Source organism: Bradyrhizobium sp. UFLA05-125, assembly GCF_059803515.1.
In genome coordinates this window covers 20436-44759 of sequence record NZ_JBANBJ010000071.1, presented here as the reverse complement: position 1 = coordinate 44759, position 24324 = coordinate 20436, and the positions used below count along the sequence as shown (strand labels likewise).

General features: G+C 61.3%; 33 protein-coding genes. 13 read left to right on the top strand and 20 right to left on the bottom strand.

Going from position 1 to position 24324, the window contains the following annotated elements:
- Window positions 1–242 precede the first annotated feature (242 nt).
- Window positions 243–1358 (bottom strand): patatin-like phospholipase family protein, encoded by a 1116-nt coding sequence (locus SO156_RS37045; RefSeq protein ID WP_498538226.1) that lies wholly within the window; start codon window positions 1356–1358, stop codon window positions 243–245.
- A gap of 272 nt (window positions 1359–1630) precedes the next feature.
- Between SO156_RS37045 and tgt the strand changes: the two genes are divergently transcribed.
- Complete coding sequence (tgt, locus tag SO156_RS37040) at window positions 1631–2779, top strand: tRNA guanosine(34) transglycosylase Tgt (protein WP_498538225.1); 1149 nt, start codon at window positions 1631–1633, stop codon at window positions 2777–2779.
- 105 nt (window positions 2780–2884) lie between these two features.
- On the opposite strand, the gene SO156_RS37035 is transcribed toward tgt, so the two are convergent.
- A complete protein-coding gene (locus tag SO156_RS37035; protein WP_458145365.1) occupies window positions 2885–3100 on the bottom strand; it encodes a hypothetical protein in 216 nt (71 codons plus the stop codon).
- A gap of 220 nt (window positions 3101–3320) precedes the next feature.
- On the opposite strand from SO156_RS37035, the gene cysK reads away from it, so the two are divergent.
- Both cysK and SO156_RS37025 read left to right on the top strand, forming a co-directional pair.
- Complete coding sequence (gene cysK / locus SO156_RS37030; protein WP_458145364.1) at window positions 3321–4298, top strand: cysteine synthase A; 978 nt, start codon at window positions 3321–3323, stop codon at window positions 4296–4298.
- Window positions 4299–4301: 3 nt separating this feature from the next.
- Window positions 4302–4541, top strand: a complete 240-nt coding sequence (locus SO156_RS37025) for a BrnA antitoxin family protein (RefSeq protein WP_498538224.1) — start codon at window positions 4302–4304, stop codon at window positions 4539–4541.
- Window positions 4542–4747: 206 nt separating this feature from the next.
- On the opposite strand, the gene SO156_RS37020 is transcribed toward SO156_RS37025, so the two are convergent.
- From SO156_RS37020 to SO156_RS37000, 5 genes are all read right to left on the bottom strand, one after another.
- Window positions 4748–6190: a caspase family protein gene (locus SO156_RS37020; protein ID WP_498538223.1), complete on the bottom strand. Its 1443-nt coding sequence runs from the start codon at window positions 6188–6190 to the stop codon at window positions 4748–4750.
- Window positions 6191–6384: 194 nt separating this feature from the next.
- A complete protein-coding gene (locus SO156_RS37015; protein WP_498538222.1) occupies window positions 6385–7260 on the bottom strand; it encodes a DMT family transporter in 876 nt (291 codons plus the stop codon).
- Window positions 7261–7413: 153 nt separating this feature from the next.
- Complete coding sequence (locus SO156_RS37010; protein WP_458145360.1) at window positions 7414–7959, bottom strand: hypothetical protein; 546 nt, start codon at window positions 7957–7959, stop codon at window positions 7414–7416.
- Window positions 7904–8254 carry a hypothetical protein gene (locus SO156_RS37005; RefSeq protein ID WP_458145359.1) on the bottom strand — a complete coding sequence of 117 codons (351 nt, stop codon included), beginning with the start codon at window positions 8252–8254 and terminating at the stop codon, window positions 7904–7906. Before SO156_RS37005 ends, SO156_RS37010 begins: the two co-directional genes overlap by 56 nt.
- Window positions 8255–8439: 185 nt before the next feature.
- Window positions 8440–9027 (bottom strand): formyltransferase family protein, encoded by a 588-nt coding sequence (locus SO156_RS37000; protein ID WP_458145358.1) that lies wholly within the window; start codon window positions 9025–9027, stop codon window positions 8440–8442.
- 201 nt (window positions 9028–9228) lie between these two features.
- On the opposite strand from SO156_RS37000, the gene SO156_RS36995 reads away from it, so the two are divergent.
- The 3 genes from SO156_RS36995 to SO156_RS36985 all read left to right on the top strand — a co-directional run bounded on the left by SO156_RS36995 (window position 9229) and on the right by SO156_RS36985 (window position 10382).
- On the top strand, window positions 9229–9381 hold the full coding sequence (locus SO156_RS36995) for a hypothetical protein (RefSeq protein ID WP_458145357.1): 153 nt from the start codon (window positions 9229–9231) through the stop codon (window positions 9379–9381).
- 127 nt (window positions 9382–9508) lie between these two features.
- On the top strand, window positions 9509–9799 hold the full coding sequence (locus SO156_RS36990; protein WP_458145356.1) for a hypothetical protein: 291 nt from the start codon (window positions 9509–9511) through the stop codon (window positions 9797–9799).
- A 364-nt stretch (window positions 9800–10163) separates the two neighbouring features.
- Window positions 10164–10382, top strand: coding sequence for a hypothetical protein (locus SO156_RS36985; RefSeq protein ID WP_458145355.1), 219 nt, complete (start codon window positions 10164–10166; stop codon window positions 10380–10382).
- Window positions 10383–10394: 12 nt separating this feature from the next.
- Here SO156_RS36985 and SO156_RS36980 read toward each other — a convergent pair whose 3' ends face one another.
- The 4 genes from SO156_RS36980 to SO156_RS36965 form a co-directional block, all read right to left on the bottom strand.
- Window positions 10395–10697, bottom strand: a complete 303-nt coding sequence (locus SO156_RS36980; protein WP_498538221.1) for a hypothetical protein — start codon at window positions 10695–10697, stop codon at window positions 10395–10397.
- A gap of 91 nt (window positions 10698–10788) precedes the next feature.
- Window positions 10789–10926, bottom strand: a complete 138-nt coding sequence (locus SO156_RS36975; protein ID WP_458145353.1) for a hypothetical protein — start codon at window positions 10924–10926, stop codon at window positions 10789–10791.
- A gap of 103 nt (window positions 10927–11029) precedes the next feature.
- The gene (locus SO156_RS36970) at window positions 11030–11203 is read right to left on the bottom strand and encodes a hypothetical protein (RefSeq protein ID WP_498538220.1); all 174 of its coding nucleotides are present in this window, start codon (window positions 11201–11203) and stop codon (window positions 11030–11032) included.
- Window positions 11204–11302: 99 nt separating this feature from the next.
- Window positions 11303–11530: a hypothetical protein gene (locus SO156_RS36965; RefSeq protein ID WP_458145351.1), complete on the bottom strand. Its 228-nt coding sequence runs from the start codon at window positions 11528–11530 to the stop codon at window positions 11303–11305.
- A 179-nt stretch (window positions 11531–11709) separates the two neighbouring features.
- Here SO156_RS36965 and SO156_RS36960 point away from each other — a divergent pair, with 179 nt between their 5' ends.
- Together SO156_RS36960 and SO156_RS36955 are read left to right on the top strand one after the other, a co-directional pair.
- Window positions 11710–12087: a hypothetical protein gene (locus SO156_RS36960; RefSeq protein WP_498538219.1), complete on the top strand. Its 378-nt coding sequence runs from the start codon at window positions 11710–11712 to the stop codon at window positions 12085–12087.
- Window positions 12088–12266: 179 nt separating this feature from the next.
- A complete protein-coding gene (locus tag SO156_RS36955; protein ID WP_498538218.1) occupies window positions 12267–13337 on the top strand; it encodes an AI-2E family transporter in 1071 nt (356 codons plus the stop codon).
- A gap of 438 nt (window positions 13338–13775) precedes the next feature.
- Here the strand turns inward: SO156_RS36955 and SO156_RS36950 are convergent, their stop codons facing one another.
- The 6 genes from SO156_RS36950 to SO156_RS36925 all read right to left on the bottom strand — a co-directional run bounded on the left by SO156_RS36950 (window position 13776) and on the right by SO156_RS36925 (window position 18123).
- On the bottom strand, window positions 13776–14204 hold the full coding sequence (locus tag SO156_RS36950) for a GFA family protein (RefSeq protein ID WP_458145348.1): 429 nt from the start codon (window positions 14202–14204) through the stop codon (window positions 13776–13778).
- A gap of 251 nt (window positions 14205–14455) precedes the next feature.
- Window positions 14456–14722 carry a DUF3551 domain-containing protein gene (locus SO156_RS36945; protein WP_458145444.1) on the bottom strand — a complete coding sequence of 89 codons (267 nt, stop codon included), beginning with the start codon at window positions 14720–14722 and terminating at the stop codon, window positions 14456–14458.
- A 430-nt stretch (window positions 14723–15152) separates the two neighbouring features.
- Window positions 15153–15374: a hypothetical protein gene (locus SO156_RS36940; protein WP_498538217.1), complete on the bottom strand. Its 222-nt coding sequence runs from the start codon at window positions 15372–15374 to the stop codon at window positions 15153–15155.
- Window positions 15375–15816: 442 nt separating this feature from the next.
- Window positions 15817–15996 (bottom strand): hypothetical protein, encoded by a 180-nt coding sequence (locus SO156_RS36935; RefSeq protein ID WP_458145346.1) that lies wholly within the window; start codon window positions 15994–15996, stop codon window positions 15817–15819.
- Window positions 15997–17297: 1301 nt separating this feature from the next.
- A complete protein-coding gene (locus SO156_RS36930) occupies window positions 17298–17519 on the bottom strand; it encodes a hypothetical protein (RefSeq protein ID WP_498538216.1) in 222 nt (73 codons plus the stop codon).
- 409 nt (window positions 17520–17928) lie between these two features.
- Window positions 17929–18123, bottom strand: coding sequence for a hypothetical protein (locus SO156_RS36925; RefSeq protein ID WP_498538215.1), 195 nt, complete (start codon window positions 18121–18123; stop codon window positions 17929–17931).
- Between the two features lie 1137 nt (window positions 18124–19260).
- On the opposite strand from SO156_RS36925, the gene SO156_RS36920 reads away from it, so the two are divergent.
- Together SO156_RS36920 and SO156_RS36915 are read left to right on the top strand one after the other, a co-directional pair.
- Window positions 19261–19737, top strand: coding sequence for a hypothetical protein (locus SO156_RS36920; protein WP_498538214.1), 477 nt, complete (start codon window positions 19261–19263; stop codon window positions 19735–19737).
- Between the two features lie 329 nt (window positions 19738–20066).
- The gene (locus SO156_RS36915) at window positions 20067–20411 is read left to right on the top strand and encodes a YciI family protein (RefSeq protein WP_458145342.1); all 345 of its coding nucleotides are present in this window, start codon (window positions 20067–20069) and stop codon (window positions 20409–20411) included.
- Window positions 20412–21375: 964 nt separating this feature from the next.
- Here the strand turns inward: SO156_RS36915 and SO156_RS36910 are convergent.
- Window positions 21376–22020, bottom strand: coding sequence for a GAF domain-containing protein (locus SO156_RS36910; protein WP_498538213.1), 645 nt, complete (start codon window positions 22018–22020; stop codon window positions 21376–21378).
- Between the two features lie 81 nt (window positions 22021–22101).
- Between SO156_RS36910 and SO156_RS36905 the strand changes: the two genes are divergently transcribed.
- The gene (locus SO156_RS36905; RefSeq protein WP_498538212.1) at window positions 22102–22428 is read left to right on the top strand and encodes a hypothetical protein; all 327 of its coding nucleotides are present in this window, start codon (window positions 22102–22104) and stop codon (window positions 22426–22428) included.
- A gap of 268 nt (window positions 22429–22696) precedes the next feature.
- On the opposite strand, the gene SO156_RS36900 is transcribed toward SO156_RS36905, so the two are convergent.
- Window positions 22697–22831 carry a hypothetical protein gene (locus tag SO156_RS36900; RefSeq protein WP_498538211.1) on the bottom strand — a complete coding sequence of 45 codons (135 nt, stop codon included), beginning with the start codon at window positions 22829–22831 and terminating at the stop codon, window positions 22697–22699.
- A gap of 764 nt (window positions 22832–23595) precedes the next feature.
- Here SO156_RS36900 and SO156_RS36895 point away from each other — a divergent pair.
- Both SO156_RS36895 and SO156_RS36890 read left to right on the top strand, forming a co-directional pair.
- Window positions 23596–23775 (top strand): hypothetical protein, encoded by a 180-nt coding sequence (locus tag SO156_RS36895; protein ID WP_498538210.1) that lies wholly within the window; start codon window positions 23596–23598, stop codon window positions 23773–23775.
- Between the two features lie 72 nt (window positions 23776–23847).
- Window positions 23848–24012, top strand: a complete 165-nt coding sequence (locus SO156_RS36890) for a hypothetical protein (RefSeq protein ID WP_498538209.1) — start codon at window positions 23848–23850, stop codon at window positions 24010–24012.
- 7 nt (window positions 24013–24019) lie between these two features.
- Here SO156_RS36890 and SO156_RS36885 read toward each other — a convergent pair whose 3' ends face one another.
- Window positions 24020–24232 carry a hypothetical protein gene (locus SO156_RS36885; RefSeq protein WP_458145341.1) on the bottom strand — a complete coding sequence of 71 codons (213 nt, stop codon included), beginning with the start codon at window positions 24230–24232 and terminating at the stop codon, window positions 24020–24022.
- Window positions 24233–24324 lie beyond the last annotated feature (92 nt).

Sequence of the window (24324 nt, the reverse complement as noted above, 5' to 3'; positions counted from 1 at the left end):
GATCGTGATCATCGTCATCGCTCTATAACGCGCAGCAAGAGGGGCGTCACCGCGAATTTGGCCGAATCGGCCTCATCATCAACCGTCTCGGCACGGCGCCGTTCCGCTGACCCGTGCGGCTCTAAAGCGCGATGAAACTAGGATGAAACGCCATCGCGCTTTAGGTTGTTGTTTGCGCATGATCTTTTCGGAAAACCGCGTCGCACTTTGCCCAACGCGGCCCTTCGGGTCCGGATCATGCTTTAGGGAAGTGTCGAGCTCCAGGCGCGGCCGGCGGCCGCCTTCTCGTACCCATACTGGTAGAGCGCACGCATATAGGCGGTGTCGAACCCTTGCGAGGGCGGCGACGGATAATCGCGCTCGATATAGGACAGGTGAAAGCCGAGGTGATTGCGGCGCGCGAAATCGTAGGTCGAGAAGATCACCGAGCGCGTCTGCGACTGCGTGATCGAGGACAGGCTGCGGGAGGCGACCTCGATCGTGCCGTTGGGCACGAGCTCGAAGGTGCGCTCGATCTTCTTGTTGACGAGAATGTAGATGTTCACCCGGCTGTTGCCGGGCAGGCGCCCGTGAAACAGCAGGTCTTCGGGCAGCGTCAGGACCGGCGCCGTCACGCCGCCGTCGACATGCATCTCCTGAAAGCGCCGGCCCTGGCCTTCGGCCTCGATCAGGATCGGCGGAAACACCAGGGGAATGCTGGCGGACGCCGCCATCACATCGCGAAACAGTTTGAGCGCCTCGGGCGTGCCGAGCGCGGCGATCTTGCCCATGTCCCAGACGGCGGTGCGCTGGGTGTCGAGGTCGGTGGTCACGACGAGCAGCTTGCGTCCCTTGGCGTGCTCGCGCGCGACCTGCGCCAAAATCTCCGGCCCGACATAACGGGCGACCAGCTCGCGCAGCCGCGTGTTGCCGAACAGGCCGGATCCGAACAGCACGCGCATGATGCTGGGATCGTTCAGCAGGCTCTCCGCGATGCCGCTGGTGTAGAGCTCCCTGAGCGTGTCGTCATATTGTGGTCCGAGGAACGCGAACGGTGCGATGAGACCACCAGTGCTGACGCCCGAGACGACCGAGAACACCGGCCTCGTGCCGGCCGAGGTCCAGCCGTTCAGCACGCCGACGCCATAGGCGCCGTCGGCGCCGCCACCGGATAGCGCCAGGTAGGTCGTGGTCGCTGCGGTGTCGTCCTTGCCGACGCGGAATTTGCTGACGGGCTCGTCGGTGTAGCGGCGCAGGCCGTCGATATCCAGCACGCGCGAGCTGCTCGCATCGGCTGCCGAATATGGCGTCCGCGGCAGGGTCGTGCACCCGGCCAGCGCCAGGCCGCAGAGCAGGGCGGCCGAGCGGAGCAGGCGCATGCCCGTTCTGCCGATCCCGCCGTCGAACGGGATCGATCCGATCAAAAATGAAGGGGAAGGCATTCGCCGTCTGTCACCACCACGCACGCGCCGCCAGCGTCGTCGCCAGCGGCATTCCCATCCTGCCCCTGCTACTAAAACTATACGGTATCGTTTTATTTAACAAGTGGAAGGCTGGGGCTGCGGCAGGGCGCTATTGTGTCGGACCTGGGGCGTGGGCCCTGCACATTGGGTGGTTGATCGGCTCCCGCCGGCACGCAATAAGCAGCGCCATGAATCTTCCCGATCATGGTCTTCCCAACCATTTCGAACTGCTCGCAACCGATGGCACGGCGCGCACCGGCCGCCTGGCCACGCCCCATGGCGTGGTGCGCACGCCCGCCTTCATGCCGGTCGGCACCGCGGGCGCCATGAAGGGCATGCATTGGCGCGAGGTACGTGAGGCCGGCGCCGACATCGTGCTCGGCAACACCTACCATTTGATGCTGCGTCCGGGCGCGGAACGCATCGCAGCGCTCGGCGGCCTGCAGAAGTTCACCGGCTGGAATGGCCCGATGCTGACGGATTCCGGCGGTTTTCAGGTGATGTCGCTGTCGGATTTGCGCAAGGTCAGCGAGAAGGCCGTCACCTTCCGGTCGCATATCGACGGCGCCAAGGTCGAATTGTCGCCCGAGCGTTCGATTGAGGTGCAGCGCTATCTCGGCTCCGACATCGCCATGCAGATGGACGAGTGCGTGCGGCTGCCGGCCGAGCGCGACGACATCGAGCGCGCGATGCGGTTGTCGTTGCGCTGGGCGGAGCGGAGCAAGCGCGCCTTCGAGAGCGCGCCTGCAGGCTACATGCTGTTCGGCATCGTGCAGGGCGGCGACGTTCCGTCGCTGCGGCATGCGAGCGCGGAAGGATTGGTCGAGATCGGCTTTCACGGCTACGCGATCGGCGGGCTCGCGGTCGGCGAGCCGCAGGATGTGATGCTGGCGATGATCGACGAGACGGCACCGGCGTTGCCGTCCGACCGGCCGCGCTATTTGATGGGCGTCGGCACGCCAGATGATCTTCTCGAAGCCGTGAAGCGCGGTATCGACATGTTCGATTGCGTGATGCCGACGCGCAATGGCCGCCACGGCGTCGCCTTCACGCGCTTTGGCCAGGTGAACCTGCGCAATGCACGCCACGCCGACGATCCGCGGCCGCTCGACGAGGAAAGCGCATGGCCGTCGGCGCGCAACTACGCGCGCGCCTATCTTCACCATCTCGTCAAGTCAGGCGAGACGCTCGGCGCCATGCTGCTGTCGGATATCAATATCGCCTATTACCAGTTTCTGATGCAGGGCATCAGGGAGGCGATCGCACACGGCAAGTTCGAAGAATTCTATCAGCGTACGCGGGAAGATTGGGCGCGGGGCGACATCGCCCCACGCTAGAGCTTGATCCGGACCCGAAGGGCCGCGTTGGCGCAAAGTGTATAGCGGTTTCCCTCGCGACAAACGCAAAGCGCTTGCGCGGGGATCATGCTCGAACAATAGAGATCAATTGCAAGTGTACGGTTTGACCGAATGCTTGGTCACGAAGCCATAGCCACAGGTATCGCAAGTCCAGAGATAGCTGATCACGTGGTCTGAGACATAGGCGGAGGCTTCGGCGGCGACCATGGAGTCGGCGCAGACGGGACAGGTGGGCAAATCGCTGCAACGTGGATCGCGGTTACGCGCGACGGTCGTCAGGAGTTCAGCAACTGCTGACATCGTGGGACCTCCCTGCTGTTGGACGTAAGTCTAACATAAGCAGAGTTCGTTGACGAGGTCGCAACACAAATGCGTTGGTTTTCTGATATTTAATCTTTGAGCGATTTTGCGGTGCAGCGATTTGCGGTGCATCTCTTTGTTGCTTGCGTGTCGTCGCACGCTGCCTCTAACTGAACAAGATCGCTGATAAAGCGAACATTATTGCCATAGGGAGTTCATCATGGACGCATCGTCCACCACGAGTGCAGTGCACGCAGCCGGCCGCGGCCGGGTTTATGACTCGATCGTCGACGCTTTCGGCGACACGCCGATCGTGCGTCTGCGCCGGTTGCCGGGCCTGCAAGGGGTGAATGCGACCATTCTCGCAAAACTTGAATACTTCAATCCGGCCGCGAGCGTGAAGGACCGCATCGGCGCAGCCATGATCATCGCAATGGAAAAGGCGGGCATCATCAAGCCAGATACGGTGCTGATCGAGCCGACGTCCGGCAATACCGGCATCGCGCTTGCCTTCGTCGCGGCCTCGCGCGGCTATCGGTTGAAGCTGGTGATGCCGGAATCCATGTCGATCGAGCGGCGCAAGATGCTGGCCTTCCTCGGCGCCGAAATCGTGCTGACGCCGGCGGCGCAGGGCATGAAGGGCGCGATCGCAACCGCGGAGGAGCTGTTGAAGACGACGCCGAATTCGGTGATGCCGCAGCAGTTCAAGAACCTCGCCAATCCCGAGGTGCACCGCCGCACGACCGCCGAGGAGATCTGGAACGATACCGGCGGCAATATCGATTTCTTCGTCGCCGGTGTCGGGACCGGCGGGACCATCACGGGCGTCGGCCAGGTGCTCAAGCCCCGCAAGCCGTCCTTGCAGGTCGTGGCCGTCGAGCCGGAGGAGAGCCCGGTGCTGTCAGGCGGTCAGCATACCCCGCACAAGATCCAGGGCATCGGCGCGGGCTTCATTCCCGACATTCTCGATCGCTCGGTGATCGACGAGATCGTGAAGGTCAACTCGACGACTGCGATCGAAACCTCGCGTGCGCTGGCGCGACATGAGGGCATCCCCGGCGGCATCTCCGCGGGAGCCGCGATCGCTGCCGCGCTCCAGATCGGCAAGCGGCCAGAAGCTGCGGGAAAAACCATCCTGGCGGTGGTGCCGTCGTTCTCGGAGCGCTATCTTTCGACCGTTCTGTTTGAGGGAATCTAGGACATGGCGGATCAACCGAGGCGGCCGCGGACACTGGGCGATGCCAGGACGGAGGCCGAAGCGGCGTTCAAGAAGGTGACCACCAAGGTCGCCGAGGCCCCATTGAAGAAGAACGTGACGCCCGGCATCAAGGAGCAGGTCAGCTTACGCATCGATCAGGACGTGCTGGAATACTTCCAGTCCGGCGGTCCTGGCTGGCAGGACCGCATCAACGAGGCGCTGCGCAAGGCGGCGGGGAAGTAGCATTTCTGAGCTTGGTCAGCTCTCGCCCCTCATCCTGAGGAGCGCGGGACGCACGTCTCGAAGGATGAAGGCCAAGGTGCAGCAGTGCGGGCCTGCATGGTTCGAGACGGCGCCGACGCGCCTCCTCACCATGAGGGGAGATAAGGGAAAGCCCGGCGCGAGCCGGGCTTTTTGTTGTCGCTGCACTGATGCCGCGGCTTGGCGTCTTATCGCCGCAACATGCCGCCCATCATGCCGCCCATGACACCGCCGATGAACGCGGCGCCAGCGGCGTCGCCGCCGCCGCTGCGCTGGACCGGCGCGGGCGCGCTGGCAGTGTTGCTGGGGGCGCGACGAGGAGGCTGCTGGCTGGAGTTGCCGCTACTGGCGGTCGGCGCGGTCGTGGCGACGATCTCGGAGAGCAACGCCTTGTGCTGGAGCTTGTTGAGGTAGCCCGAGACCGGATAGCCGCGCGCGGCCTGCCAGCGCTTGATCACGCTGCGGGTCTCGTCGGTGAACACGCCGGTCAGCTTCGTGTCGAATCCGAGCCCGGTGAGGCGGCGCTGCACGTCGCGACGGCTCCCCTTGTCGAGACCGATCTGGTCCTCGGTGAGCTGGCTCGCTTCCTCGGTGAAGGTCGCAGGATCGACGCCGGCGTTCAGTGTACGGGTCGCGGTCGACGGACCGTTCTGGATCGCGGCGATCCGCGCCAGCGCCAGGGCCTTGAACTGGCCGTTCGGATAGGCGGAGAGATAGGCGTTGAGCTCTTCCGGCTTGTTGGATTCCTTCACCGAGCGCCAATATTCGAGTTCGACATTGGCCGCATCGGTATTGCTGCTCGCTGCGGCCGGCGCTGCGCCCGTCGCAGTCGGCGCTGCATTGGCCACCTGCTGGCCCTGCTGTGACGGATTGAGATAGACGGCGCCGATCAGGTTGGTGTGGCCCCAGGGAAGCTGACCCTTGTGAGTCTCTTCGTTGACCTGGGCGCGCACCGACGTCATCGCCTGCTGGATCTCGATGCCGGGCTTGGTGATGTTGTCGATCAGCGCGCGCGTGAACGGGCTGTTGTTGCCCTCCTGGCCGTCGAGCGCGGTCTGGCCGGGGCCGGTGGCGAACGCAATCAGCGTGCCTTCACCGGATTTCATCTCGGCAAGGCCGCTCTGCACGTTGACGCTGCGGGTGGCGGAGTTCGACTTGATCTTTGCGGCGAAGGGATTGTCGCGGCAGGCGTCGAGGAACACCAGCTTGACCTTGGCGTCACCCATTGTCTGGTCGAGCGTCAGATCGATGTTGATGGCGGCCCCTAACTTGACGTCCATCTCCGACTTGATGTCGGCATCGACCGGCAGCAGGTAGTTGGTGCCGCCGACGGCAATGCCGTGGCCGGCGTAATAGAATACGGCGATGTCGGAACCCTGCGCCTTGCGGCCGAAGTCCAGCAGCTTTTCCGTCATCTGGTCGCGGCTGAGGTTGGACCCTTCGATCACTTCGAAGCCGACATTGCGCAGCGTCGCCGCCATCGCCTTGGCGTCGATCGGCGGATTGGGCAACTGCGCGACGTTCTTGTAGGCGCCGTTGCCGACCACGAAGGCGACACGACGGTCGGCCTTCGCGGCGCTGACGGACAACGCCATGCAGATCAGGGAAAGAAGGATGGTGACGTAGCGCATCTGAAATCCCCCAACAGAATCGAATTCGAAGCGGCAACGAATGGGCACGAACTTACACGAAAACGCCGTGCGTCAGCACCCACAGCGCCCAATCCTTGCCGATAGCCGAGTATGTCCCCCGAAAGGTCGCCCCTTCAGCGTGATCCAGATCACGCTTTGCTACTTCGCTTGGTCGCAGGCGACGCCGGATTGGTTCACCGCGCGCGGGCGGGAACCGGCGCGGCCGGTTTCAAGTTCAGCAGATTGCCGAGCAAGATCAGCACGGCGCCAAAAACCGTCCAGGCGTCGAGCCGTTCCGAATAAAGCAGCCAGCCGGCGGTCGCGGTCAGTGGAACTCGCAGGAAGTCCATTGGCACGACGATGGTGGCGTCGGCATAGCGCATCGCGCTGGCGAGGCAGTAATGCGCGAATGTGCCGCAGATCGCGACCACCATCACCCAGCCCCAGAGATAGGTCGGTGGCCAGGCCCAGACATAGAGCGCCGGCAAGAAGCCCGCGACCGCCTGGACGACGATCATCCAGAACAGGATCGCCAGCGCGCTCTCGGTGCGCGCCAGCGACTTCACCAGCACCATCGACACGCCAAAACCCATGGCGGCGCCGAGCGCGATTAGCTGGCCGGGATTGATCTCTCCCGTGGCGGGCCGGACGATGATGATCACACCGACGAGCCCGAGCACGATTGCGGCAATCTTCCACGGCGTCATGCGCTCTGACAGGAAGCTTGCCGCCAGGATCGCGGTCCAGATCGGCATGGTGAACTCGATCGCCACTACCTGGCCGATGGGGATCACCGTCAGGGCGAAGAACCAGCCGAGCTGCGAGACGTAGTGGATCAGGTTGCGCACGATGTGCTGAGGCAGGCGAACGGTCCTGAGCGTCGCAAAGCCGCCGGCGCGGTAGATGATCGGATAGAGCAGGACGAAACCGATCAGCGAGCGCACTTCCATCAATTGGAAGACGTTCATCTGCCGCGCCGCTTCGCGGCCGGCGACCGCCATGACCAGCGTCAGCGACAGCCAGCCGGCCATCCACAGCGCGGCCATCGGTTTGGACGGGGTGATGCTCATCGGCGCAGGAGAGGGACGTGAGAGGGCAGGCCGGTATCGGCGACCAGGCGTGAGTTTGCAACGGCCAAATCTGCGGACGCAGCGATGCAGGGCGAAGGCATAAAAAAACGATCCGGCGGGATGGCCGGATCGCTTGTCGAAAACAGATCGAAGCTAGCGCGAGAGCGCGATGTTGGCGCCGCGGAACTGGCTGTCGGCCCGCATCGTGACCGTCTGCTTGGTGCCGCTCGTGTGCAGGGCGATGCTGGCGTTGAAGCCGGCAGTCTGGGCGACGACCTCGAAGCTTGCGCCGCCGCCGCGGCCCGAAATCACGCCGCTGATGTTGCGGCTGGACTCGCTCCAACTGCCGGTGATGGCACTACCTTCGGCGCGGACATTGGCGGAGAGGTTGAACTTGTAAGCGTCGCTGGCGCAGGTCAGCGACATTTCCATCGCAGGACCTGCGGGCGCGTATTTGGCGCGGCAACGGATGCGTTCGGTCGATCCGTCGTCGAGCATGACGGTGCCGCCGCCACTCCAGGTGCCGGCGAGGGCAGCGAACGGGCCGGACTGTGCCTTGCTTTCCGAATTTGCGATTGCGGCCGCAAACAAAACGGCGGCCGCAACGAGCAGCCGCCGGTTCATAACCCGAGCCTCGGTTGGCTTAGTGGCGCGATGCTTCCCACCGCCCGCTGCACGGTATGCCTGCTGATGCTCCATTCCACTTTCCCGATCCGGCGTTGCCGCTGAGTTGACCGTTGGCATATGCACCATTGATCGAAACTTTCACAAGACCCTCGCGGCCGATGGTGCCGGAAACGTTAGCTCCCGGCGCCGTGATGCGGCCGTCGGAAACCGTCAGCATGGAGCTCGCGGTCGGCTCGCACGAGCCGCTCTTGGTCACGATGGTGACTTGCCAGTTGCCGTCATAGGGATTTTGGGCGAACGCGGGCGCTGCGAGCGAACCGGTGGCAATCGCGGCCGTAAGAATCAACGCAATGCGATCAAAACGCATGAATTTCTGTCCTGCCTATGTCTGAGATGCTGACGCTTATTCGGGGGAAATGTGACAGAAATTTGCTGCATCGCCAAAGTGAAAATTGTTCCTGTGGAAACAATGGTTTATTTGCCCATTTTCGGCCCGTTTTGGCACGGAATTGGCCGAATCCGCAACGTTAAGGATGAATCTTTGGGACGCGTCTAGGACAGGCTCGGCGCGGCGGTCGCGAACTGTTCGTCTTGCGGCTTTGCCGGCAGCGTCTTGTGGACCTTGATGTAGTCGATGACTTCCGCAAGCAGCTTCAGGCCGAGCGGGGCCAGCGCGCGCTCCCAAAGATCGCGCGCCGTCTCGCCCTTCTTGACGAAGCACCAGTCCTGGGCGGCGACCGCGCCGGCGTCCATGCGATCGGCGAGGTGGTAGATCGTGCCGCCGGCGATCGCGTCGCCCTCCTTGATGGTCCACTCCACGGCGGCCTTGCCGCGGTGACGCGGCAGCAGGGACGGGTGGTAGCCGATGCCGCCAAGCCTCGAGACGGCGAGCGCCTCCTTGGAGACGCGGGCATGGCTGTGTGCGGTGATGATCAGGTCGGTGTTGGGCGCAATCTCGGAGGCGGCCACCAGCTTCGGATTGGCCTGGACCACCACCTCGATGCCCGCCGAGCGGGCGGTCGTGGCGAGGCGGTCCTCGCCATCGGCGACCACGACCCGCGCGATGTCCACGCTGTGCTCCCGAAGCATGTTCAGGGTGATCACGCCAAAATGGCGGGAGCCGATCAAGGTGATGCGCATGGGGTCTCGGTTCCGTCTCGAGCTTTCGTCACCCCCGGATAACACGCCATAAGGCCCTGTCACCCCCCGCGAGCCCTTTGCGCCGGTTATCAACAATGCGCGGGACGCAAGCCTGTCGAACCGGCTGTCGGGTCATCGCGTCCAACGGGCGTGCAACGCGAATGGGGGATCGCCGTGTCGAAATGGCCGAGAGTGATGCTGATGAGCGGAATTGCGTCAGCCGTGCTCATCTATGAAATCACCAGCGCGACCGAGGCGCCGAGCCAGGAACTGGCCGTGCTTCAATATGTGCTGCTGGCCTTGGGTCTGATTGGCCTGGTCGGTTCGTTCCTGATGCACGCTCAGGAAAAGTGACCTCGTCGCGCTTTGGTCGCGCTCGCGTCCGAGGTCGCCACGTCCCGGCATCTCCGCCGTTGCGCCGCCGGCTGCGCGCGTGCTTCCATGCGCAAGGCCCTCTTCAAGGCCCTCTTGGAGTTGCTGAATGCGAAATGCATGCATTATCGTCGTTGTCGCTGCTGCCGCGCTCGCGCCGCCTGTGGGGGCGGGCGAGCTTTGGCCGGCAATCCCGCCGGAGACGGGCGTGGCGCCCCGCATCGGACCGGCGTGGAGCGAATATCGCTGCGATCTCGGGCCGGTCTATAATTTCTATCACGGCGCCTATTACGGCGAGGAGCCGCCGGCGCTCCGGCGTGGTTACGCGTACCGGCCCTATTATCGGTATTCAGCCTATCGCAAGCTGCCGCGGACTTATTTCTGCGTCGAGGTGCAATGATCCGGGGATTTCCAGGTTCCTGTGTTCGGTTTCGGGCAGAACGACCGGCCAGCCTGCTCTTAGGATTGCCTTCCCCGGGGCTGGCAGACATTTCATCCCGCATCCGTTTTCGAACCCGGCCGGCCGCTGGCGATATTGCCAGCGGCCTTTTCATGTCCGCGTCATCGCTATGTCGCGCACTGCGGCGACCGTCCTGAGCGCGACGTCGCGCAAAAGAGCGCCGGACCAGCAGGGTCGTAACGGGTTCTCAACCGGCCTGGCGTATCGACGAATCTGTCGCGGATTTGTATTGCGTACCGCGACACAAGAGTTGGCCCGCCGGTATGCAAATCCGGCGCGGCCTATTCCTTCCTGGAATCACCGGATGCCGAGCGCGATTGAGCAGATCGTCGACACCTATGTCAGGCTGAAGAACCGCCGTGGCCTCGACACACTGATGATGCACCGCCAGCGGTTGGCGATCGATCTGAAGAGCCGCTCCGGCTACGATTTCAGCCTGCCCATTGGCCAAGTCGATGAGGAGATCGCGATCATAGAGGCCGGCCTGAGCCGGCTGAAGGCGCTTAATCCCGCCGTGGCCTGACCGAAGGACCGCTTAGTCGGCCTTGCCGCCGTCGATGACCGTGAACAGCGGCCGTGCCTTGGTCGGTTCGACCAGAAGCTCATCGACCATCGCGCTCGCCGCCTCGACATATTTCCGTGTCGGCTTGTCGAGTGGCCGCAGCGCCTCGTCATCGAGCGCGATTTTGGCCGCTTCGATCAGCTTTCGCATGCGCGCCGCGTGATCGTCACCAGCCGTCAGCGTTGCCCGCGCCAGCGAGCGCAGCACGAACAACTCGCCCTCGAGCCTGAGCAGACGGTCGTTGAGCTTGGCGAGGACGGCGTTGAGATCCGGCATGGCAGCCTACGGCGGAGGGGCAAACGGCCCCCGATCTAACGGCTTAGGGGTGAACGGAGTGCAAACGGCGCCGCACGAATTGGCGCTACCGTCACGAGCCGGGCGGCATCCGGATCAGGAGGCTGATTGCGACGACCAGCAGGCACAAGCTGCTCGACAGGACGAACAGGAAGAAATCGTCCATCGAGAATTCGCTGTGGCGCTTGCGTCGGTCAGGATCGATCGGCATCGACGTGGCCCCTTGCTAGGCTTCTAGGGTCAGCCCGTCCTCTCAACGGGTCGCGTGGGGATTTCGTTCCGCGGGAACAGATCCGCAACGCGGCAGAGGACCGTCAGGGCCCGTCGCTGCGGTCTTGGTCGCTATGGTCCTGGCCGCTGTCCTCGAGCAGATTGAGCGCGGTATCGACCTGCTCGATGAGGCGTTCGATTTGATCGCGCTCATGCGGGCCGGGGGCGCCCTGGAGTCGCTCTAACAGCTCCTGCTTGCGCGCGAGTAGGTTTGCCATGGTGCTCATTGCAACCTGACAAGCCGCTCGACCCCGCAAGGTTCCCGGATCGGCTGAGTGAGAACCCAAGTCCGGCGAAGACGCGTCTACCGGGTATGCCTACCAGCGCACGCCGGCCCACCGCCGGCCGAACACCGGCGGTTTCGCCTTGATGGCCTCCCAGCCGAAGTAATGATGATTTCCGGACCAGGTGTGGACCACTGCGTTGCAGACGCTGCACTTGAAACTGCCGGCGTGCCTGGTCTCGTGCTCTTCCCTCGTCGCGGTGTAGTTCATGCTGCAGCTCGGGCAGGAGAATTCTTCGATCGTCCAGACGGTATTGGCCATGGCAAAGCAACGTGTTTGAGGTGACAGGCGCAGTGTAGGTTTTGAGCGCTTGCGCCCGCGTAAATCGATCGGCGCAAATCCGGTTAACGGCGGTTAGGCAAATCCGCCTTGCTGACTTGCGGTCCGAGCGGTTGAACCATTTCCGGTGCGCCCGCGTCCCATGCTCGGTGGGGAGATCCATGACGCAATATTCGGTTCTGGAGCGGGGCAGGAAGGCAGCAAAGGCAGCGATGACGCTGCTTATCATACTGGCCGTCTTCCACGCCTTCGGACCAAGCTCCGCAGTCCTCGACACGCCCATCGGCCAGCTGACCCTCAGCAAGCTGATTCCGCCGCTAATCTGGATGATCATTCTGCTCGAATGCATCAAGGGGGGCGGCGTGTTGCTGTTCGAGGCCATCGTCGGTCGCGATCGTGTTCGGCTTTGGGGCACGGGTCCGACGGACGAGGTCGACGGGACCACGGCTTCCGGTGAACGACGGCCGGATTTCAGCCCTGAGCCCAAACAAGCCGCGCTGCCGGACTGGCTCAGCAAAGGGCACGTCCAGCCGGAGTGATCGGCCGCAACGTGCCCCAACCGAACCACTAGAAGCGGCAATTCGCAGGCGGGTCGCCTGACAGGTCGTCTTGACGCCCGATCCGTGGCTGGCAATAAGGCGAGGGCCTGCCTCGCACGCTGATCGCGGCGTCGATGGCACGGGAAGTCGCGTCGACAGTCGCAAGGAAAGCTGTGCCCGTGAAAACCCTCCGCCAGTTCCTGACGGGAGAGGACATTGTCCAGCTTCTGATCCGGCTCGGCCTGCTCGCGCTCCTGATCATCTGGACGTTCGTCATCATACGGCCTTTCGTGCCGATCCTGACCTGGAGCGCCGTGCTGGCGGTCGCGTTCTATCCGGCCTTCAGCTGGCTCGCCAAGCTGCTTGGCGGCCGTCCCAGGACGGCCGCGGTGATCCTCACCCTGATGACGCTCGGCATCGTCATCGGGCCCGCGACCTGGTTGGGGTTGAGTGCGGTCGAGGGAGCGAGGGAACTTGCGCGCCAGCTCGGCACGGGCGACCTCGCACTTCAGTCGGCGCCGGAGCAGATCAAATCCTGGCCAATCATCGGCCCGCAGCTCTACGAGCTCTGGGAGCAGGCCTACAACAACATCCGCGCCGTGCTGCGCGAGGTGGCGCCGTATCTCCAGCCACTGGCAGGGCCGCTGCTGTCGCTCGCCGGCGATGCCAGCGTCGGGACGCTGCAGTTTCTCGTCTCGGTCTTCGTCGCCGGCTTCCTGTTTCCCCACGGGCCGCGGCTCGTCGCCGCAGGTCGCGGCTTCCTGTTTCGCATCGTGCCCGAGCAGAGCGAGCATTTCCTCGAGCTCGCGGGCGCGACCATCCGCGCCGTGTCGCAAGGGGTGATCGGCGTTGCGATCGTTCAGGCGCTGCTCGCTGGTGTCGGCTTCAAGCTCGCGAGCGTGCCGAGCGCCGGGCTGCTCGCGTTCATCGTGCTGCTGCTGTCGATCGTGCAGATCGGCGCCTTCCTCGTGCTCCTGCCCGTGATCGTCTGGATCTGGACCGCAAAGGACGTCACCACGGCGCTGCTGCTGACCGTGTTCCTTGTCCTCGTCGGATTCATCGACACCATGTTGAAGCCGCTGGTGATGGGGCGCGGGCTCAACACGCCGACCATCGTGATCTTCGTCGGTGTGATCGGCGGCACGCTCGCACACGGCATCGTCGGCCTTTTCGTTGGGCCGATCGTGCTGTCGGTAGCATGGGAATTGGCGATGGCGTGGATCAGGACCGATCAGGCAGGCGCGGGTTGAGGCAAGGCTCTCAGCGCGCCAAGACTGATCTCAGCCCTCGACGTTCTCGCCCGCCCAAGCTGGCGGGCTGGCAACGCCAAGACATCGACGTGAAAAAGGACCCGCCTCCGAGTCTGTGGGAAGAACGGAGGGAAATGCATCAAAAAAACATCGCCCTACGGACTTGAAACAAAGGTCCGGAGGCGGGGCCGCAAACGGCTAAGTATTAGCGAACGACAGTCCGAAGGCTACCGCTCACCACATCAGACCTAGGAGGAATGATGTGCGGGGAACCTAGCATGATGGCTCAAGTTCAGCCATCGGGAAAAAGCGGTAGACCCTGCAGGATTGCATCGCAGCAAACTTACGCCTCCTGGCGATCGGCCAATGTCCTCTTGAACGAGCATTCCTTTTCCTGTCTCGCGCCAAATGGATGCCACGTCGGACGATGTGGCCATATCAGTCAGATGTGCCCACGCTCTTGTGTACGCTGCTCTGCTGGAAGTGCTCGGTGCCAGCACCGCCGATTTCGACCCAGGCATGTTTCGATTGCTCGAACACTGACCTGACCGGAGCCGGGTAACTCGTATCCGCGATCGTGCCGACGGCAACGCCGATGAACGCAGGCAGATTGCTGGCCTTCCAGTAAACCGTTGAGCCGCAGCCCCCGCAAAAATAGCTCCGGACCTTCCCGCCACTTGCGGCAGCACGAGTGAACTCTTTCGGCACTCCTGAAACGGTGACGGCCTCGGCGAGATAGAACGCTCCGACCCCGAACGGCGCGCCGGTTCGCCGCTGGCAATCGATGCAATGACAGGCGATGACGACTGCGGATGGTCCCGGAAGCGACAGCGTCACGGCACCGCAACTGCATCGGGCAGTGATCATCGAAGTCTCCTATCCTTTATTGAAGCTGCGAGGCAGAGCGTTAAGTCGTGCTGCACGGGGAGAGGCGGCACATCCGACGCGTCAAAGGACCGCCAGCGGCGCGGGCAGGGAGCATGAAGCGCCGCCGCCGATCGCACCGCAAACGCACCGTCAACGGCTCCCGGCCGCCGGTTGAGGCTGCGAAGTCCTCGGCCAGCCGTTTCTCGCCTGCGGCTACGCTTGACGATGCGCCGACTGGGAGCATCCATTTTTCAATGCCGACGGTACGCCCGAGGCTGTGGCACATCCGGCTGCGGTACGGCCTGCTGCTGGAACAGAAGGCGCCGGTTCTCTTTACATATCACGTTCGACCGGCCGGACGCGGACGCCAGACATTGCTCTCTCGTCTGATAGGAGCAGTCGCCGGAAAAGCCGAGCTCCCCGCCATAGACGCACCAGGGATAATCATATGAAACGGGGGGAGCGGGGCCGGCGACTGCAGCGGTCCCGGCTGCGAGCAAGGCGAATATGACTAGCATTGTGCGCATGATCATATTTCCCGTCGTGATACATGAGGTTGGGATACGAAGAGTCCCGCCAGCATGAACCGGTTGGCCAGTCAAAGCGATGCAAGCGTCTGCCAGATGATCAGTAGCACCACAATGACCAGCACTGCGTAGATGGTCCTGCGGCCGATCAATCTATTCATCTGACAGCCTGTAGTTCTATGCCGGCTTGGCCTTCTGCTGGAGATTTAAGAGCGGATTGCCGCGGTTCAAGCCACGCACGATGCCGGTACCGGCGAACATCGTGGGGCCACCTCGCTGAGCCACCAGGAGATCAGCGCCTCCATAGCCGCTTTCCGTTCCGGCGCGTCATGCTGCCGCTTTGGGAGCGTGGCGATATCCTTCGCCCATCCCGCCGAATGTGATCTTGATCGGGCGGTGTGCGGTCGGGAGCGGCAGCGGGCTACTGCGCCTCGTGGGTCTGGAAAATTGCCCCCGACTGAGGGGCGATAGCTTCCTGGAGCGGCTGAGCCGTTATCTCATCACGTGCAAGGCGATTGCGCGCACTGTGTCCGTTCATCGCTTTCACCGCCTCGTTTTCATCGGCACAAAAAGCGATGCATCGTCGATCGGCAAACACGAGCCACTGACGAGAGCCAACTTCCCTGATGACGTACTCGGTCATTGTCGAGTCTCCAGCAGCGAGTTGATTTCATTTTATGACAACAGCGTTGCCGATTCATTAATCGGACTTCGGTCCAACTGGTCGAGCGCGGAGCGCAGCGCAAGATGCGCAAAAACAGCGAAGAGATGTATCGCTGGGTACGATCGCGCCTGCCAAATCAAGGGCCGTCCAAAGCCCTTGCTCATTCTTCAACGCCAGGGATGCTTTCTTGTCCACAGTGTGAATTGCGATACAGCGCATCATTGGGAATCGCCGTACGCTTTGGATGCGCCTTCATGGCGTCTTACTCTCCCTTAGCCTTGAGCCCGTCGCGAATGGCGGGCTTCCTTCGATAGGGTCAGTTGCGCGGCGTCAGTCTTCAAGGGCCGGATGTAGGTTTCACTCTCGTGCGTCGAGCCGGCCGCGCTCGACCGACGGCTAGCGGCGAACGGGATCGTGTCGTTCAATCCGTGAGGTGGTGGAAAGCAGGATGGGTCAGGCTCTCGACCGCCGACTTTTCCTCGCGAAGGCGCTGTTCCAAAAATTGGCGCTCCAGATCTGACAGATTGGTTCCAAGCAGGCGTCGATATCGGCTGATGTTCTTATCGTGGGCACGCAGACGGGCGAACCTCTCGTCAGTCATGGGGCCTCCCGTAGGAATGAAAAAATCTATTCGAGCGAGCAAATAAGATAGTTCAACGTGTCCAACAGTTTTGTGTGAGCAAAGCTTCGCGCGCTCGCTTGCGGAAGCCTCCAACAATTTGGCCTCAACTCCGGGGGGGCTTAGGGGAGCTGAGGCCAGGTTGACAGGCCAACCAAGGCTTGCGCTGGCCCAGCGCGGCAACATGCATTAGGGCCGCGCCATATGCGATGGAGCAACCGGCGTAACTCGGATTTTCCGAGGTGTCCGAATTCAATTCGGGTGTCCGAATTAGGACGGCACCCCTTCATTCTGCCGCCTTGGTAAGCCGCACGTAAGTTCCGCTCTCGTGCAGCTCGAGTCAGCGTTTCTCGGCCCACCCGACTGCCGCAAGCCTTGCGGATCGTCGGCCATCGATCAAGCAGAGTGGTTCCGTACGGTTCCTTCAGCGGTGTCATAAGAATTTGGCACAGTTCGTGCAAATAATTGGTTCTCCGGGATTTTGTTGGTTCCCTCCCGGGATAGAGCAGCGGCTCCCGCCTTATCTCGAGCGGGTGGCGCTGCCGTCAAGCGTCCGAACCTTTCGTGCGCAAGCTGAATCCGGAAGTCCCAGCCGCGTCGGAGTTGACATCATGACTGCTACGGAATGCCTGGAGCTCGCAAGCCACTTCAAAGCCCTTTCGCGGGCCACCAATATTTCCAAAGACCGCGCTTTCCTGATGCAAAATATCGCGAGGAGCTTAACGGGTTTGGCTACTCAATTGGATCGGCTAGCCGCACTCACGAGAGACGAAGCCAGGTCACCCGCGAGAGGCGTGGCAAGATAAGCCGCCGGCGAACGGCCGTCGCGCGCATCTCGCCCGAGGTGATCTTGACCGGGCGGTGACCGGCGGTGTGGGCGGTAGCTGGCTTAAGTAGCGGCGAAGCTTTTCCACACCGTTCCGAAATTTTCCACACAAAGTGCCGTGCCGCGACATGGCTCCGTCTCGATTGTGCCTTGATTGGAACAAATACGAGCCAGAGTTACTTAACCAATTCGGCACAAGGGGCGGGGACAGCCCGTGGTTCATCATGTCGACCTTACAAGCGATGTGTTTTGGGGCAATGCTGGCATGGACGCCGGGGATGATCGTGCTCGCCGTTCTGCTTTGGCGCGAACCGCGAGCACTGGACGAGGTTAATCACGACCTGTCGATCGCAGTTGACAGGCAACAGGACCAGCCGCGGACGACCTAGTCCGCTAACCAGGATTCATCCGAGTGACGGCGCTGGGTCACGGTCGGATTTGCTGCGGGGGTTTTTCGTCAGGACCAGGGCGGCTCTTCACGGGTCTCGATGTTGTCGACGACTGTGACGCCCGCCCAATGTAAGCCGGTCAGCAAAACGGCTCTCACAGACGCAGGATCGAATCCAAGATCCTTGAGGTTTGGCGGATGGATCACTGGCTGTGTGCCCTTCAACCGGACAGTCACGTGTAAGTGCTGGCAAAGGTGCTCGACAATCCGATTGACTTGATCGTCAGTCATCCTCTCCTCCTTGCGTTGCGCGGGGCTTCGGTGCCGCGGCCGCACGTCGGCGCCGCGCAGGCCACAAGCCTTGCAGACAAACCGAGGTTCAATATCGGATAACCTCACGCCATCAGCAATCAGCGCTGAGGGCAACGTTATGGCTGTACCGGTAGTGAGCGCAATAGACCAAGACGCACGAACGCCCATCTCGCGCATTGTGGACGGCTCTGGTGGACCTGCATCGCGTCATGATGATTATCGCGGATCGTGCCCGCGATCTCCGGAAGCGCCTCTACGGGAGCAGGCCATGAAGCGCCGGCGTCGATCGCAAAGGAAGCGCAACCGGCAATGGTTGTGGACACACGCTCGCGGGCTAGGGCGCCGACGAAATGGAAGAGGCCGCCTCAGTTGGCGGCCTCTTTGTTTCTCACGGAAGGTTGTTGTTGTCTATTGTGTCCCCAAAGGAACTGTTTCCAGTAAAGATGCTGCCGGGGGCAAAGTTTTTAGCCCTGATCCCCGCAATGATCTGCGCTTCATTTGTGGGTACGGACATTCCGCCGGCGACCTGGTCGAGCTCCCCGATCGACAGTTCGAGAGTTTCGGTTCGCGCAATCTTCGTCATGTTCATTCTCCTCGCTTCGTGAGGGGATGGTCCCCGTTCAACTGATGTCGGAGGTTTAGACGCACAGTTTATCCGTGCGGTGACCAAGGTCATACTGGTCAAGGGCGCCGGGCTTCTGTCCCGCGCTTTGCGGTGTCAAGACACGGGTGGCCGGAGCGCAAACTCCGATGTGCCCAGCATCACAGATCTGCTCGAGCCAGCCGCGCCCGATAGCCGTCTTGATCCCGGCACCGAACTCAGGACCGCTGCGCTATGTCGGAGGCTTCAGACCCGGCGAATTCAACCATCCATCGATGTCAGCGGTAACGTCAGCTTGCTGAGCCTTTCGCGAGAGGTCGTCGCGTTCGGCTCCGGGTGGCATTTGGTCTGCTTTCTCTCGCGCTAGCTGCGCCGCTCTTATCAGCCGCTCGCCCAGCGGCTTTGCCTGCTTGAATCGGCGTCGTTTCATGATGGTCCGTCCACGAAACCTGTTCCAGTTCTTAGAACTCTTGGTAGTGAACGTGGCTCCTAAGTTGTCATCTTTGGGAAGCGCTCGCATTAACCTTCGGGGGCTTCCGACACGCGGAAGCGTTTACATAGGTGAATGCGCCTGTTCGTAGACCCGGCAGGATTGGGCTCCGGGTTATTTCCCGGTGGAATGGTGATGCTCAACGGTCTCGGCGGCCCCCCTTGTCGCTCTTTTAGGTCGAAGCTCATCGGTACCCCATAGCCGGGACCGCAGGCTTATTCCAATTGAAGTCGGGCCGGACGTCGGCGCCACGGTGGTGAGCCACTGCGCGTCGTGGCTATGGAAAAGCGCATTTCAGGGAACTGTCTGAGCTGTCGCCGATTGAATCATCCTCCGTGCGCACAAAGGAGTGCGTGTCATGCGCCTTCAGACCTTCAGGGATGAGAGCCACTCCAGACACCTCGACTTGATCGGCGGAAAAGCACACCCCTGGTCAATCGATCTGGTCACGGCGACGGCTGCTGGCATCCTAGCGATCGGCTTTGCGTGCGCTCTCGTGGCGCTATGGGTTCGCTAGCGGCGCGGCCACCCGCGCAAAACCCTTCGGTTCGAAATGGACGATGGGGCGTCGATGCAAACTGTGCGAGATCGAACGTCAGAAACGAGTCGGTCCGCTCCTGAAGCCCGAAATGAGGGCCAAGGCGATCGAAGCCATGAAACGGCGCGCCACATACGTTCAGATCAGAAAGATAGTCGGCGATATGAATGCATTGTATCGGACCCGTGCACGAGATCCGGAGTTTGACGCGATTTGCAGAGACTGGGCAGCTGGGGCAAGGGAGCGGATGGGCCGGCGAACAAAAGCTAAGAACGGCTGCAAGCAATATGAATGGGTTCGCTCGCTCATTCCCAGACACATTGCTGATGAAGCAAAAGACGAAATCGTGAGCATGGTTTTCTTGGCCCATCGGCGCCGAGTCTTCAATCGCAAGCCGTTTGGCATCACGAAGACGCCGAAACGCATCAACGAGTTCGTCTCTGAGTACTTCAAGCAGAATCCGACGAAGGCATACGGCAGGGCGGATTCGCCATGGTCCCTGGACGCGCCGATCGGGCAGGATACGAGCACCCGGCTGGTCGATACCGTGTCCGAGGGGCTTTGGTAGCAACCTACCGAGGCCGACTGGTAGGCGCGTGACCTCCTGCAGCATGCTAAGAGCGAGACGATCTTTTCGCCCCCGTCGGCGGGATTAGCGGCTGCGAGGTCCGACATTGGAGGCAAGTCCCGGCCGGACCTCGCTTTTGATGCAATAGCGCTGGCTTCGATCCCCGCATTGTCTCGATAGCGTCCGATTATCGAAGGTGTGTCCGCTCTTGGTGCGAAGCAGGCATTTCGGGCAAGTGCGACGTCGCCAAGGGGCCAGAAGCGGAATACGCCAAACACCGATGATCTGAGGTAGTATGTTCTCCTAGCCGCAGATAATAGGAAGGTTACATGACGCACTACATTATCTACTTCAACCAGCAATGGGTCGGTGATCACTCCGAAGAGTGGTTTCGGTCTCGTGGACCGTTGGCTAGGGCAGTCGTGGCCGAGATGAAGGAAGCGGGCGTGCTCATCTTCGCCGCGGGAGTAGATGAAGATCTGAGCAAGGCTTTCAGTGCTGATAACATCAGCGGCGAACTGCAGTTTAGCGAAGGTCGGTATTCCAACGCCCCGGAGTATCTCGGTGGCTTCACGGTCGTTGATGTCTCCGAGCAAGAGTCGGCGAAGTTTTGGGCCGGCAAGCTCGCAATCGCTTGTGGCTGGCCGCAAGAGGTCCGGCCACTCCATGTGTGACGGCTGCAGGATGTGAGAACCTACGCTAGCCGGTGGCAGGCAGCATGACCAACGCCGTGCCTTAGCGCCGATCGGCTTCCTTGGCGGCCTTTTCGATGCACCCGACGAACCGAAGCCAAGCGGCGGTAACGGCTACCGCCGCAGTGCCTGCAATGATCGCCCCCATAACCTGTTCTCCGTCGCGCTCGATCGCCCCGTAGGGCGTTTGTCTCTGAGGCTACTCGCCCGCCGTTAAATCTGGGGCCGAGGTTTGGGCGCGATTAGGGGCATTCCGTTCACGCTTTTACAACTGATCGTGTGGGGGCTGCGGTGCGATCCGGGGTTAATTCTTTCGGTTCAACGCCCGCATGATGCCGATACGCGCAAGCATCGTTGGCCCGCCTTTCTCGGCAACCAGGATGAGCGCTTCCATCGCCGCTTGCCATTCTGGACGATCGTGTACAGCCTTGGGTAGCCTGGCGATGTACTCGCCTGCGTCCCGCAGCGTGATAAGCTTGCGCCCGCCAACCTCTATTGGATCTTCGAAAGGCCGTTCCAGCCTCGATCGGCCACAGATCAAATCTCCAGCCCGCGGCGGGGCCGCCATCTCTCGACGGTCGGCCCCTAACTGTGCAGGTACGCAGGTCGAGCATCAGACCATACCGCTCGGCTGCGAGACGTTCCTGGAATTGCAGTTGCGCGACAACACGAATCCGAATTTTAGGTAAGTAATGAAGGTTAAGGCAGGCATGGGTGAAAGGCAAAGAATAAGCCCCAGCTCGGGGGGAAGCTGGGGCCATTCACGCGGGTCCCTGACAGTAAGGGATCAGGTACCACACTTACAATCTGCTTCCGAAGGTCTCGTTCCTTCTAGGCTCAAAGAGTCGCAATCTGCGCTGCACTGATTCTCGCCCTTCTAATCGGTCCAATAATGAACAGGACTCCCGATAGCGACCGTGCGGCAAGGCAATATGTCGCGATGGCATCAATGGCTTGAGATAATCTTGGCGGCGGTGCGCGAGAGAAGGGACGCAAATTCGAGATCACGTGCCTTAGCTTCTGTTGGAACGCCATAGTACATCGCGAAAGTTCCCAGAACCCTTCCGTTCGCTTCAACGGGAAACGACCAACACGCGCGGTAGCCGAACCTATTTGCCAGCCAACTCCATTCACTCCAACTTGGATCCTCCACGACGTCAGGCGTAATGACGGCACATCGCTTGGCAGCTGCCAAGCCGCACGCGAGCGATGCGGGGCCTATCGCAAATCCGTCGACATAACGCGCATAGTCTTTCGTCATACCCGTGAGATGGTAGAGCGCAGTTCCTTGGGGATTGGCGAGATAGAAAGCTGCTCTCGCATGTCCATTAGCCTGCTCAACAGCCGCGTGAACGAGAACCCCAAGCAAATCCGTAAGTGCAGCTCGATTAGCTTCACCGACGGCAGCCTTGAGCGCTCCAGTATCAGGAGAACGGCCCGTTCCTTCGTGATGGGAGCGACCGAGGAACGTGTCCGGGACTGATCGTGCAAGGACCTCTCTCGTGCGGACGATTTCCTGCCTCAACTTACCAATCTCATCGCTTAAACAGAGGGGTTGGTTGCCGAATTTTCCATGTTCAGGATCGGTCAATGACTTGAAGGCTCCGGTAGCGACCCTTCCGCGGATGGCGCGGCTGATGACCGAACGCGTGCACCATTCCACAGAGCGCAGATGGCTGATTTATCCATGCCGAAACAAAATTCGGCTCGACGGCAAAGTTTGTCAAGCATGCCTTGCGCGATGCGAAAGGCGTTTCGTTGTCGGAACCCGTGGAGCATAGTTTTCTTCCTGCTCGCGCGGCCGAAAGCGACGTTAAGTTCTCCGGCGGTCTCGAATGATCCTATGGACCGAGGCGCGCTGCAGCGCATCAAGATGGGCTGCCATGGCGCGCCATTGGCTGGCCAATTCCCGAAGCGTATGAGCAGTCAGCCGATCAGTGGCCTTGTCAGCCATTGCCTCGCACAGCTCAGCTTTCTTCATCATTTCGTCGGCGCATAACATGCTCGCCAATGACTTGGACCAAACAGCGTTCCAACTCTATCACCTTGCGCTGTCGTGGACCGGGACGCTGCCCCACTTGTACAAGCAAGCTGGGTCCAGCGGGGTCATGAGGGAACCACTGAAAAGCGCACCGGCTTATAGGGGGCCGGGCAGTCAACAAAGCGCCGCCACCTATTGTGCCGCGAATAGTCGGAACCTAGCTTCGAGCCTCGGAGTTTTTAGCGCTGAGATTTCTTGTGCAAGGGACAACCCCATGCCCAACGGATCATACCGCGTTCGCTTTTTCACGCCGACAGAACAGGACCGCGAAGCTGTAATCCGATCCCACGAACTCGTGCAGCGTTCGTTGCGGATTTTGCGCGACAGTAAACTCTCCATCGCCCTCGTCGAGGGCCATCATGGGTTGCTGCTACCTAACTCCAATGCCTCCTCGTGACGAGGAGGAGTCTCCGGAAACTAGAGCGGTCCGCCGCACTGAGCTGTTATCACCGGCTGAGGCTCTGCCTGTGGGCGTCGGCGGTGGAGAGACCGAGAGCGCTCCCGCCTACGATCCACAATTGTTCGGCGTTCTTCGAGCGGGCCTTGGAGAGTAGGCGGCCTTACCGAGCTTCCCAGCAAAGTGGGGTCGCTGCGTTGTTGGAGGCCGGAGGAAACTAGTGGTCGATGACGGTCCAACTTCCTCCACCGTGTCAGTAGACGGCGCGCCGGCTGCAATATTGAAAGAGGCCACCAACTGAGGCGGCCTCTGGCCAGCGCCAAGCCTGAGAACGGCTGAATACCGTTCAATCTGTAAAAGGAGCGACGTGGTGTTCTAGCATTCGAAAGGCTTGCCCGCCTTGCGCTGAAGTCGGGGGCTCGCGCTCGCCTCAAGCATCGCTTCGAAGATTATGATCGGTAACCAAAACACAAGCATGGCAATATCCTCCATGCCACTACAACACTTGGTTTTCAGCGCCCGTTCCTGAAATAAAGGGACTGACTTCCTGGAACGGTTTCTTCGCCTATCTGACTACCTTGAATTTTTTGGTGGCTTGCGCCTGGTGCTGTGGGGCGCTTGCCTGCGTTGAGCGCTCGCCGGATTCCGATCGCTACAGCGAACTTTGGCGAACATCGGAGTTCACCTAGTTAAATGCGGCCCCGACTCGCTCAGGACATTATTCCTCGATGCGATCTGAAGAGATGCGAGCGAGAGCCATAAAGTGCGCGGAACTGGCCAAGAAGGCCAACCCGATCACGCGGTACTTCTACATTCAAACCGCTCAGCAATGGCACGACATGGCCACGCAAGTGGAACTGTTGGAGCGCGAGCGGGTGTATCGGATGATCCGGGATCGCCCGGAATAATTTGGCAGTGTCCATTCGAGGAACCAGAATTTTCAACGTGCATTAAGTGCTCGTCGGACGCTGGATAAGCCCATGACTGACAGGCAAAAAGAATGGATTGAACATCAGGTCGGCTCGATACTTGAACGGCTGTCTCGGGGAAACGATTACACGCGCCAACTGGTGGAGCACTCAAAGGAACAAATCAGGCGCTCCCTGGAACTTCTCAAGCGCTCCGAGGACCCCAAAGACGAGTAAGGCTGCCTTAGTTGGTGGCCTCTGCCTTCAAGGGCCGAACGTAGGTCCCGCTCTCGTGCAGCTCGAGCCAGCGCTCGACCTCCATCTTGATCCCTGCGCCGAACTCCGGGCCGCTGGCTTTCAGCGTGTAGAGGAACGGGGCGTTGATCTTCTCGATGTGGATGCGCCCGTCCTGCACGGCTTCGATGCCCAACGGATAACACCGAGTTCGCTTTTTCACGCCGACCGCCCGTTGATCTACGTCAAGGCCAAACGACTCGTGGCCCTCAGGCTATCTTGAGCCGCACTTTTGGGCGGCTCCAGTCACGATCG

Bases quoted from the DNA above. Each gene is read 5' to 3' on its own strand.
- SO156_RS36985 (WP_458145355.1), top strand. From the start codon at position 10,164: ATGCCGAGCGCGATTGAGCAGATCGTCGACACCTATGTCAGGCTGAAG.
- SO156_RS36945 (WP_458145444.1), bottom strand. From the start codon at position 14,722: ATGCTAGTCATATTCGCCTTGCTCGCAGCCGGGACCGCTGCAGTCGCC.
- SO156_RS36905 (WP_498538212.1), top strand. From the start codon at position 22,102: ATGGCTGATTTATCCATGCCGAAACAAAATTCGGCTCGACGGCAAAGT.
- SO156_RS36940 (WP_498538217.1), bottom strand. From the start codon at position 15,374: ATGACCGAGTACGTCATCAGGGAAGTTGGCTCTCGTCAGTGGCTCGTG.
- SO156_RS36920 (WP_498538214.1), top strand. From the start codon at position 19,261: ATGAGGGCCAAGGCGATCGAAGCCATGAAACGGCGCGCCACATACGTT.
- SO156_RS37025 (WP_498538224.1), top strand. From the start codon at position 4,302: ATGGCGGATCAACCGAGGCGGCCGCGGACACTGGGCGATGCCAGGACG.
- SO156_RS37005 (WP_458145359.1), bottom strand. From the start codon at position 8,254: ATGCGTTTTGATCGCATTGCGTTGATTCTTACGGCCGCGATTGCCACC.
- SO156_RS36970 (WP_498538220.1), bottom strand. From the start codon at position 11,203: ATGGCAAACCTACTCGCGCGCAAGCAGGAGCTGTTAGAGCGACTCCAG.
- SO156_RS36930 (WP_498538216.1), bottom strand. From the start codon at position 17,519: ATGACTGACGATCAAGTCAATCGGATTGTCGAGCACCTTTGCCAGCAC.
- SO156_RS37045 (WP_498538226.1), bottom strand. From the start codon at position 1,358: ATGCGCCTGCTCCGCTCGGCCGCCCTGCTCTGCGGCCTGGCGCTGGCC.
- SO156_RS36960 (WP_498538219.1), top strand. From the start codon at position 11,710: ATGACGCAATATTCGGTTCTGGAGCGGGGCAGGAAGGCAGCAAAGGCA.
- SO156_RS36975 (WP_458145353.1), bottom strand. From the start codon at position 10,926: ATGCCGATCGATCCTGACCGACGCAAGCGCCACAGCGAATTCTCGATG.
- SO156_RS36965 (WP_458145351.1), bottom strand. From the start codon at position 11,530: ATGGCCAATACCGTCTGGACGATCGAAGAATTCTCCTGCCCGAGCTGC.
- cysK (WP_458145364.1), top strand. From the start codon at position 3,321: ATGGACGCATCGTCCACCACGAGTGCAGTGCACGCAGCCGGCCGCGGC.
- SO156_RS36915 (WP_458145342.1), top strand. From the start codon at position 20,067: ATGACGCACTACATTATCTACTTCAACCAGCAATGGGTCGGTGATCAC.
- SO156_RS37035 (WP_458145365.1), bottom strand. From the start codon at position 3,100: ATGTCAGCAGTTGCTGAACTCCTGACGACCGTCGCGCGTAACCGCGAT.
- SO156_RS36995 (WP_458145357.1), top strand. From the start codon at position 9,229: ATGAGCGGAATTGCGTCAGCCGTGCTCATCTATGAAATCACCAGCGCG.
- SO156_RS37015 (WP_498538222.1), bottom strand. From the start codon at position 7,260: ATGAGCATCACCCCGTCCAAACCGATGGCCGCGCTGTGGATGGCCGGC.
- SO156_RS37010 (WP_458145360.1), bottom strand. From the start codon at position 7,959: ATGGAGCATCAGCAGGCATACCGTGCAGCGGGCGGTGGGAAGCATCGC.
- SO156_RS37000 (WP_458145358.1), bottom strand. From the start codon at position 9,027: ATGCGCATCACCTTGATCGGCTCCCGCCATTTTGGCGTGATCACCCTG.
- SO156_RS36895 (WP_498538210.1), top strand. From the start codon at position 23,596: ATGCGATCTGAAGAGATGCGAGCGAGAGCCATAAAGTGCGCGGAACTG.
- SO156_RS36890 (WP_498538209.1), top strand. From the start codon at position 23,848: ATGACTGACAGGCAAAAAGAATGGATTGAACATCAGGTCGGCTCGATA.
- SO156_RS36925 (WP_498538215.1), bottom strand. From the start codon at position 18,123: ATGACGAAGATTGCGCGAACCGAAACTCTCGAACTGTCGATCGGGGAG.
- SO156_RS36980 (WP_498538221.1), bottom strand. From the start codon at position 10,697: ATGCCGGATCTCAACGCCGTCCTCGCCAAGCTCAACGACCGTCTGCTC.
- SO156_RS36935 (WP_458145346.1), bottom strand. From the start codon at position 15,996: ATGACTGACGAGAGGTTCGCCCGTCTGCGTGCCCACGATAAGAACATC.
- SO156_RS36950 (WP_458145348.1), bottom strand. From the start codon at position 14,204: ATGATCACTGCCCGATGCAGTTGCGGTGCCGTGACGCTGTCGCTTCCG.
- SO156_RS37020 (WP_498538223.1), bottom strand. From the start codon at position 6,190: ATGCGCTACGTCACCATCCTTCTTTCCCTGATCTGCATGGCGTTGTCC.
- tgt (WP_498538225.1), top strand. From the start codon at position 1,631: ATGAATCTTCCCGATCATGGTCTTCCCAACCATTTCGAACTGCTCGCA.
- SO156_RS36990 (WP_458145356.1), top strand. From the start codon at position 9,509: ATGCGAAATGCATGCATTATCGTCGTTGTCGCTGCTGCCGCGCTCGCG.
- SO156_RS36900 (WP_498538211.1), bottom strand. From the start codon at position 22,831: ATGATGGCCCTCGACGAGGGCGATGGAGAGTTTACTGTCGCGCAAAAT.